The sequence below is a fragment of the Duganella alba genome (assembly GCF_009674495.1).
Classification (GTDB): Bacteria; Pseudomonadota; Gammaproteobacteria; order Burkholderiales; family Burkholderiaceae_D; genus Rugamonas; species Rugamonas alba.
On record NZ_WKJN01000066.1, the window covers coordinates 1 to 8,964 of the forward strand.

General features: G+C 69.0%; 10 protein-coding genes. 7 read left to right on the forward strand and 3 right to left on the reverse strand.

Annotation, left to right across the window (positions count from 1 at the left end; translation table 11 throughout):
* The 5 genes from GJ695_RS29755 to GJ695_RS28885 form a co-directional block, all read left to right on the forward strand.
* On the forward strand, window positions 1-974 hold a 974-nt coding region (locus GJ695_RS29755; protein WP_166455421.1), incomplete at its 5' end, for a hypothetical protein.
* Window positions 946-2,085, forward strand: a complete 1,140-nt coding sequence (locus GJ695_RS28870; RefSeq protein WP_229260698.1) for a HupE/UreJ family protein — start codon at window positions 946-948, stop codon at window positions 2,083-2,085. The genes GJ695_RS29755 and GJ695_RS28870, both read left to right, overlap by 29 nt.
* 15 nt (window positions 2,086-2,100) lie before the next feature.
* Entirely contained in the window at window positions 2,101-2,736 is a 636-nt protein-coding gene (locus GJ695_RS28875) for a response regulator transcription factor (RefSeq protein WP_154370536.1), read from the forward strand.
* Between the two features lie 120 nt (window positions 2,737-2,856).
* On the forward strand, window positions 2,857-4,080 hold the full coding sequence (locus GJ695_RS28880) for an efflux RND transporter periplasmic adaptor subunit (RefSeq protein ID WP_229260699.1): 1,224 nt from the start codon (window positions 2,857-2,859) through the stop codon (window positions 4,078-4,080).
* Window positions 4,077-5,480, forward strand: coding sequence for an efflux transporter outer membrane subunit (locus GJ695_RS28885; RefSeq protein ID WP_154370537.1), 1,404 nt, complete (start codon window positions 4,077-4,079; stop codon window positions 5,478-5,480). The genes GJ695_RS28880 and GJ695_RS28885 overlap by 4 nt, the downstream gene beginning before the upstream one ends.
* Before the next feature lie 48 nt (window positions 5,481-5,528).
* Here the strand turns inward: GJ695_RS28885 and GJ695_RS28890 are convergent, their stop codons facing one another.
* The gene (locus GJ695_RS28890; RefSeq protein ID WP_154370538.1) at window positions 5,529-5,951 is read right to left on the reverse strand and encodes a CopD family protein; all 423 of its coding nucleotides are present in this window, start codon (window positions 5,949-5,951) and stop codon (window positions 5,529-5,531) included.
* A gap of 1 nt (window position 5,952) precedes the next feature.
* Window positions 5,953-6,294 carry a DUF3817 domain-containing protein gene (locus tag GJ695_RS28895; protein ID WP_208023470.1) on the reverse strand — a complete coding sequence of 114 codons (342 nt, stop codon included), beginning with the start codon at window positions 6,292-6,294 and terminating at the stop codon, window positions 5,953-5,955.
* A gap of 198 nt (window positions 6,295-6,492) precedes the next feature.
* Between GJ695_RS28895 and GJ695_RS28900 the strand changes: the two genes are divergently transcribed.
* Together GJ695_RS28900 and cyoE are read left to right on the forward strand one after the other, a co-directional pair.
* Window positions 6,493-7,017: a Rid family hydrolase gene (locus tag GJ695_RS28900; RefSeq protein ID WP_229260700.1), complete on the forward strand. Its 525-nt coding sequence runs from the start codon at window positions 6,493-6,495 to the stop codon at window positions 7,015-7,017.
* A gap of 11 nt (window positions 7,018-7,028) precedes the next feature.
* Window positions 7,029-7,898 carry a heme o synthase gene (cyoE, locus tag GJ695_RS28905; RefSeq protein ID WP_154370539.1) on the forward strand — a complete coding sequence of 290 codons (870 nt, stop codon included), beginning with the start codon at window positions 7,029-7,031 and terminating at the stop codon, window positions 7,896-7,898.
* Window positions 7,899-7,909: 11 nt separating this feature from the next.
* Here cyoE and GJ695_RS28910 read toward each other — a convergent pair.
* A partial coding sequence (locus tag GJ695_RS28910; RefSeq protein WP_154370540.1) for an efflux transporter outer membrane subunit occupies window positions 7,910-8,964 on the reverse strand: 1,055 nt, incomplete at its 5' end.

Sequence of the window (8,964 nt, forward strand, 5' to 3'; positions counted from 1 at the left end):
TGGCGCTGGCGCTGGCGCGGCGGCGGCTGGAACTGGCGCACCAGCGCGGCGATCCGCGCCTGGCGGGGCAGGCGCTCGCCGCGCTGGCCCGTTGGCAGGACCACGCCACGGCGCCGGCCGAGGTGCTGCTGACGCGCGCCACGATCCAGCAATACCTGCATGATTTCGATGGCGCGCTGCTCACACTGCGCCAGCTGACCGCACGCGCCGACGGCGCCCGCCTGGCCCAGGCGTGGCTGACCATGGCCACCATCCTGCGGCTGCAAGGCAGCTATGCCGACTCGGATGCCGCCTGCCGTCAGGTAGCCGCCGCCGGCGCGCCCCTTTACAGCACCGCCTGCCTCGCGGAAAACGACGGCCTGCGCGGCCGCACGGCGCCGGCGCGCCAGGCGCTGGCGGGGTTGCTGGCCGATCCCGGCCTGGCCACGGCCACCGCCGCCTGGCTGTACACCTCGCTGGCGGAACTGGAAGCGCGCGACGGCCGCGATCGCGCCGCCGACGCCGCCTTCCGTCAGGCCCTGGCGCTGGGCGCGGATGACTACACCCGCATCAGCTACGCCGACTTCCTGCTCGACCAGCAGCGCCCCGGCGCCGCCCTGCAGGTGCTGGCCGGCCAGCCGCACAGCGACGCCGTGCTGCTGCGGCTGGCCATTGCCGGCACCCGGGCAGCCGCGCCAGGCGCGGCGGCGGCCGTCAACGAACTGCGCGAGCGTATCGCCTTGTCCAACCAGCGCGCCGACGCGCGCCTGCTGCATGGCCGCGAACAGGCCATGTTCGCGCTGGCCATCGATGGTGCGGCCGCCAGCGCCGTCACGCTGGCGCGCGGCAACCTGACACGGCAACGCGAAGCGCTGGACCTGCTGCTCGCGGCGCGCGCCGCCAGGGCCGCCGGCGACCGGCAAGCCAGCGCCCAGGTGCGCCAACTTCAACAAAAAATGGGATTACATGACCGACGTCTCGATGCGCTGTTTTAAGCGCTGGACCGCCGGCGGCTTGCTGCTGGCCGCGTGCTTCGTCCTGCCGGCGGCATGGGCGCACAAGTCCAGCGATGCCTATCTGATGATCGACACCACGCGCCAGCCGTTGCAGCTGCGCTGGGATATCGCGCTGCGCGACCTCGACGCCGCGCTCGATCTCGACCGCGACGGCGACGGCCAACTGAGCTGGGGAGAAATCCAGGCCCAGACCCCGCGCATGGTGGACTACGCGACCGCCCGCCTGGCGCTGGACGGCTGTCCGCTGCAGCTGGACCACACCAGCCTCGAGCGGCGCAACGACGGCGTCTACCTGGCGCTGTTCCTGCATGGCGCCTGCGCGCCCGAGACGCTGCCGCCGATCCGCTACACCCTGTTTGCCGACATCGATCCCACCCATCGCGGCCTGGCCAGCATCCTGCGCAGCGGCCAGCCGCCGCTGCTGCGGATGCTCGATCCCGGCGCACCGGCCCCGCCGCCGGCCGCCGCGCCGATCACCTCGGCAGGCTGGGCATTCCTGCGCGAGGGCGTGCACCATATCCTGAGCGGCTACGATCACCTGCTCTTCCTGCTTTGCCTGATTTTGCCGTCGGTGATGGCGCGGCATGCCCGCCGCTACCGGCCGCTGCCGCACATGACCACGGCCTTGCTGCCCGTGGCCGGCATCGTCTCGGCCTTCACGCTGGCCCACTCGATCACGCTCGGCCTGGGCGCGGCCGGCGTACTGGCGCCGCCGCCAGCGTTGGTCGAAGCGGCGATTGCCGCCACCATCGTGCTGGCGGCGCTGGACAACCTGGTGCCGATCTTTCCGGTGCCCCGCGCCGGCGTCGCCTTCCTGTTTGGCCTGATCCACGGCTTCGGCTTTGCCGGCGCCCTGGCCGAACTGCACCTGCCCACGCTGCAATACATCAAGGCACTGGTGGAATTCAACCTGGGACTCGAACTCGGCCAGCTGTTGATCGTCGCGCTGGCGATGCTGTTGCTGTTCTGCTTAAGGCGCAGCGCCGGCTATGTCCCCGTGCTGCTGCGCGGCGGCTCGGCGGGCGCAATGCTCATCGGCAGCGGCTGGCTGGCCGAGCGCCTGGGCCTGCTGACCCTGCCCTCCTTCTGACACGAAAGGACAATCATGAACCGCTTGATGAATATCCGGGTGACCGTCCGGCATGAGGACCAGCTGATCCGCAGCGGCATCGGCGTGCTGCTGGACCAGTACGCCGATATCGCCCTGACATTATTGCCGCCGGACCAATCGCCCGGCGATGAGCAAGCCGACGTGCTGATACTCGATTATCGCCAGGCGGTCACCGCGTATGCGGCCCAGCACCTGGTCCACGGACCTGCGGTGCTGATCGTCACCCACCACGACCGCGAATGGGATCTGCGCGACGCCTTCCGCGCCGGCGCCAGCGGCTACCTGCTGCAACACTGCGACGCCAGCCAGCTGGTCGCCGCGGTCCGCACGCTGGCGCTCGGCGGCCGCTATGTGGCGCAGGCATTGAGCGGCATGCTCGCCGTGCCGGGCCAGCATAACCTGACCACGCGGGAAGACCAGGTCTTGCGACTGCTGGCGCAGGGCTGCTGTAACAAGGAGATCGCGCGCGAGCTGGGGATCGGTGTGGGCACCGTCAAAGCCCACACCAAGGGCGTGTTCAGCAAGCTGGGCGCGACCGCGCGCACCCATGCGGTCGCGCTTGCCACCAAGCGCGGCATGCTGTCCGACCTGCACTACGCCAGCCGGCCGCGCCCGCAGAGCCGGGCCTGAGATAGCGGCCGGCGCGAAGCAGTCAAGCTGACGGGCCGGCCGGGCGCACAGCGCCGCGACCTGGGCATTGGCGCCAATTTGTCGGGGCGCCGGTCAATGCTTGCGCCTGAATGCGCTAAAATGGCCGCTGCTTTTAACGATGTAAAACTGATGAACGATCTAAAAGACGGCGCCCGCCGCCCTATCCCCCTGACGGCGGCGGTGCTCATGCTGGCGCTCAATGCTGGTCTTTCCTTCGCGCAAGTACCGGGCCCGGCCGGGGCGCCGCATCCGCCCACGGAGGCCGTCGAGATCAAGCTCGACACGGTCACGGTGCAGCGCGGCGACCTGCAGCAGACGGTCGAGGCCGTCGGAAAATTGCAGTTCCATCACTTTGCGGATGTGAATGTGCAAGTTGCCGGCCAGATAAAGGAAGTGCTGTGTGCGGTCGGGGACGCCGTGCAGGAAGGCAAGCCGGTGATGGAGATTTCGCCCGCGGTCCGCGCGGAAAGCAACCTGGCGCAAATGGCCCGGCTGCGGGCCGAGCTGGCAGACCAGCAAGCGCAGACCGACTTCGCCGAATTGCAGTTCAAGCGCCAGACACAGCTCAAGGCACAAAACGCCACCCGCGAGGAAAGCGTGGAGTCGAGCCGCATGAATTTGGCCTCGGCGCGCGCCCGGGTCGACTCCATCAACGCGCAGATCCAACAGCTGGAGGCGACGCTCAAGTTCGATGAAGAAAGCAGTCGCCACAGGCAGGTTCCGGCGCCGCTGTCGGGCACCGTGGTGGCAGTGAACGCGCGGCCAGGGCAGACGGTGAGCGTCGGCCAGGCCGGCCCGCCCTTGATGCGCATTGCGGACCTGTCGCAAATGACGGTCCAGGCGCGCGTGGCGGAAGTGGATGTGACGCGACTGAAGCGCGGCATGACGGCCAACTTCCAGACACCCGGTTATCCCGGCCGCACCTGGTCGGGCAAGCTGCGCCAGGTGATTCCCGTACCGGCCGACGGCACGGGCGAGCAAGGCAAGCAGACTTTTTACAATGTGCTGTTCGAGGTCGACAATCCTGAACAGGAACTGATGAGCGGCATGAGCACCCAGGTGCAGTTCATCGTCGCCCAGGCCAAAGATGCGGTGCTGCTGCCGGCTAACCTGCTGGGCAAGCGTGATGCGGCGGGGATGTATCAGGTCAATGTGGTGAACCTCGAACGGCGCATCGTGGTGCGCAAAGTGAAAATCGGCTTGCGCACCACGCAGCAGGCGCAAGTGCTGTCCGGCCTGGAGGCAGGCGAGCAGGTGCTGGTCGGTCCTGTGCCGACGCCGGCGCTTCTCCCCAAGCCGGTGGCGCCGGCGGCGGCCCCATGAGCCAACGTATTTGGCCACGGCGGACCAGCGTGCTGGCGGGTTGCCTGGCCGGCATGTTGCTGGCCGGGTGCGCGCACACGATTCCTGTGGCGGAACCGGCGCCGGCGGTCGAATTGCCGGCTGGCTGGTCGCAGGCGGGGACGCCGGGTAGCCAGGAATGGCCGGACAACCTCTGGTGGCAACGCTTCGGCAGCGACGAACTGAGCCAGTTGGTGCGCGACGGCCAGGACAGCAACCTGGAACTGGCCGCCGCGCTGTCGCGGGTGCGCCAGGCGGCGGCGCAGGCGCGGATCGCCGGGGTGGCGCTCCTGCCGTCGGTCGACGCCTACGCCGGCGCCAGCCGGGATCTGCCGCTCGCAGGCAATCACAACGCCAATGTTTCATCCAGCGGACAGTTGCAGGTGTCTTACGAACTCGATTTTTGGGGCAAGAACGCCGCCAGCGTTGCCGCAGCCGAGGCATCGCTGCGGGCCAATTTCTACGATCGACAGACCGTGGCCCTCACGGTGACCAGCGCCATCGTGTCGACTTATCTGCAACTCTTGTCCCTGCACGACCGTCTTGGCGTGGCGCGCGAGAACGCCGGGACCGCGGAGCATGTGCTGTCGCTGGTCGAGGCACAGAGCAGCGTCGGCGCCGCCACGTCGGTCGACCTGGCGCGTCAGCGCTCCGCGGTCGCCAGCCAGCGTGCCGCAATCCCCGCTTTACAGCAGCAGGAACGCGAGGCGCAGTCCGCGCTGGCCATCCTGCTCGGCCGCTCGCCGCAAACCTTCAAGGTCAGCGATAGCGGACTCGACACCATCCGCCTGCCCGAAGTGACGGCCGGACTGCCGTCCGAACTGCTGTCGCGGCGGCCCGATATCCGCCGTTCGGAAGCGGTCCTGGCGGCCGCCAGCGCCAACGTCGAGATGGCGCGCGCCGCCTTGTTTCCCAGCATACGCCTGACCGGAACGACGGGCACGCAAAGCAGCGCCTTGACCTCGCTGCTCAACGCCCAGAATGTGTTCGCCAATGTCGGCGCTTCGCTGGTGGCGCCAATTTTCGATGGCGGGCGCCTGCGCACCGAGCGCGATCTGGCCATCGAACAAAAACAGGAGCTGGTGCAGAACTATCGCGCGACCGTCCTTGCCGCCCTGGCGGAGGTGGACACCGTGCTGGGCCAGATCAACAGTCTCGACGAGCAGCGCCGGTTAAAGGAAGTGGAGCTGGAACAGTCGCGTCTTGCGTTCAATTTATCGGAAATCCGCTACAAGGCGGGAGCGGAAGACCTGATGACCGTACTTGATACCCAGCGCAACCTGGCGGACGTGCAAAATGAGCTGGGGATACTGAAACTCAAGCGCCTGCAGGCCACCGTATCGCTGTACAAAGCCCTGGGTGGCGGCTGGCAGGCCGGTTGAGCGACGGCGCTTCCTGACATATTGACGATGCCGCCGCCGCGCGGCCACTCAGTATCCATGCGGCTTGACCACTACGATGACGGCGATGATGGCGGTGGCCAGCACCACGGCGGCGGCGTGGCCTGGCATCGGCCGCACAGGCGCCGCCGGCTCGGACGCCAGCCGGCGCAACTGCCCGGCCAGCACGCCATGCAGGCCGGACAGCAACAGCACGAACGCCAGCTTGGCGATCAGCCAGCCTTGCGGAAACCAGTGCCCCAGCAAGGCCAGCGCCAGCCCGATGATCCAGGCCAGCAGCATCGCCGGCGTGGTCACGCGCCGGTCCCAGGTCCGCAGGTGGTCGAACACGCCAGCGGGGATAGCGCAGCGCTGCGGCGCGCCGGCGCCCAGCACCACGGCGGCGGCCAGCATGCCGCCGATCCACGTGAATACCGCAGTCAGATGCAGCGCCTTCAATAACAGATAGCCCATGCTACTCCCCGGCACGCGCCGCAAGCGCCGCCTCGCGGCGCGCCAACATCCGCTCGTTGACGAAGCCGCCCAGCGGCACCAGCGCCGCAAGCACCATGCGCAGCGCATCGCCGCGTGTCCAGTCGCTGACAGCAAGCGTCTGCATGGTCATCCAGAAATACAGCAGAAACGCCACGCCGTGCAGCGGCCCCATGACCGCCACCATGCCAGCCTGCCCGGCCAGGTGCTTGAGCGGCACGGCGACACCGAGCAGCAACAGCAGCGTCGTTCCTTCGAGCAGCGACGCATAGCGCATTTTCCGCAGCCGCGCCCGCTCTTCGCGATTGTGAGTTGTCCTGTTCATTTGTTCTCCTTGCTTGACATCGGACCCATGTTAGCGCGCCGGCCGGTGGCGACATCGTCATATTTCCCTCCTTTCCAGACATCCCATCGGCGCACCGTCGCGAATGACGGAAAACGAGGGATCTGCGTCGGTTTAGGGGCAAGCGCGGCCGCTAGAATATTTGCGCGACAAGCATCCCGCCCACTTTGAAAGGACTATATGAACCACGCCAAACAACCCCGCCGCCGCTTCCTGTCCGCCGCTGCCGCAGGCATGGCTGCCGGCCTCACCGCCACGCCGGCGGCCTCGGCAGCCAGCGCCGCCAGTCGGCCACATAAACAGGCGCTGCAGATCGCCAGCGACAATCCCGTGTATGGTGCCAGCAGCGACGCCTTCGAGCACTACGGCTATTCGCCGGCGGTCCGCGCCGGCGGCCTGCTGTTCATTGCCGGTGCGGTCGGCATCCGGCCCGACGGTTCGATCCCGGCATCGGCCGCCGAGCAGGGTGAACTGGCCATGCTGCGCCTGGTGGAAATACTGCGACTGGAAGGACTGACCATGGCCGATGTGGTCGAAGTGGTGAGCTACCATGTCGACCTGCAGGACACCCTGGCCGCATTCATGCCCATCAAGGAGCGCCACTTTGAGCGCCCCTTCCCTGCCTGGACCATCCTCGGGGTGGCCGGACTGGCGCTGGCCGAGCTGAAGATCGAGATCCGCGCCACCGCCGCGCTGCGCACGTGAGCGGGCGCCGCATGCCGCGCGCGCCAGCCACGTACAAGACTTACCTGGCGCTCACCAAGCCAGGCATCGTGCTGGGCAATCTGGTTTCGGTGACCGGCGCCTTCCTGTTCGCATCGGGTGGCGCGGTGGACTGGCGCCAGGGCGCGCTGGCCGCCGCCGGCGTCTCGCTGGTGGTCGCCTCGGGCTGTGCCGTCAACAACGTGATCGACCGCGACATCGACCGGTTGATGCAGCGCACGCGCAGCCGGCCCATGGCCAACGGCGCGCTGGCCGTACCGGTGGCCCTGGTCTACGCGGCGTTGCTGCTGCTGGCGGGGCTGGCCTTGCTGTGGGCCGCGACCCAGCGGCTGCTGCCGCAGGCGCTGATCCTGTGCGGTTACGCGGTCTATACCGGCCTGTATAGCCTGCGCCTGAAGCGCAGCTCGGTGCACGGCACGCTGGTGGGCAGCATTGCCGGCGCCATGCCGCCGGTGGTCGGCTACTGCGTGGCGCACGGCGGTCTGGACGCCGCCGCCGTGCTGCTGTTCGCGGTGTTTTGCCTGTGGCAGATGCCGCATTCCTACGCCATCGCCATCTTCCGCGCCGCCGATTACCGGGCCGCCGCCATTCCCGTGCTGCCGCTGGTGCGCGGCCATGCCAGCGCCAAGCGTCACATGATCGCCTACATGCTGGCCTTCCTGGCAGCCGCGCCGCTGCTTGCCGCGCTGGGCGCCGGTCGGCTTTACCTGCTGGCGGCAGTGGTCGCCGGCGGCGGCTGGCTGGCGCTGGGCATCGCCGGCTTGACCGCCCGCGACGATGCCCGTTGGGCGCGCCAGGTTTTCTTCCTCTCGATCGCCGTGGTCACGCTGCTCAGCGCCGCCATGGCGCTGCGCGCAGCCTGACCCGCGCCGCCCTAGCGGGCGGCCACCTGCGGCGCCTCCCAGCCACCGCCCAGCGCCCGGATCAGGCTGACGGTAGCGGCGGCCTGTGCCCCGGCCAGCTGGTGCGACTGCAGACGCGCCAGCAGCATCTGCCGCTGGGCGTCGATCACGTCCAGATAGCCGACCTGCCCTTCCCCGTACTGCGTCTGCGACAAGCGCACGGCTCGCTGCGCCGCCGCCAGGGCGGCGGTCTGCGCGCTGGCCTGCGTGTCCAGCAGCCGCAGGTCGGCCAGGCCATCCTCCACTTCGCGGAACGCGGTCAGCACCTGCTGACGGTATAGCGCCACATCCTCGTCCAGCCGCGCCTGCGCACCGTCGAGCGCGGCGTCGCGCCGGCCGCCATCGAACAGCGGCACCGACAACGCGGTGCCAGCCAACCGCCCCAGCAGGAAAGTCCGGCTGGACCAGTGAAACAGTTCGCCCAGCGTGGCCGACTCGTAGCCCGTCATGGCGGTCAGGTCCAGGCGCGGAAAGAACGCGGCCCTGGCCAGGCCGACGCGGGCGTTGGCCGCCGCCATGGCCCGCTCCGCCGCCGCGATGTCGGGCCGCCGCTCCAGCAGCGCCGACGGCAGGCCGGCCGGTATGCGTACCGCCAGCGGCGCCAGCGGCATGGCGGCCAACGCAAATTCCGCCGGCGCCTTGCCCAGCAACACCGCAAGGCCATGCTCGGCGGCGGCGCGGCGGCGCGCCACGCCCACCGCCTCGGCCCGCACGCTCTCCAGCGCATTGCGGGCGCGCGCCACATCCAGCTCGCCGGTCTCGCCAGCGTCGAAGCGGCGCTGCACCAGTTGCAGCATCTCAGCGCGCAACGCCACCGTTTGCCGATACACCTCCAGCTGCGCATCGAGGTCGCGCAACGCGAAATAATTCTGTGCGACGTCGGCCTGCAGCGCCAACAGCACCGCATGGAACAAGGCTGCGCTGCGCGCGGCGTCGGCCTGCGCGGCGCGCACACCGCTGCCCACCCGGCCGAACAGGTCGGCCTCGTAGGACGCGCCGACCTGCGCCCGCCACAGCGTCTGGACCG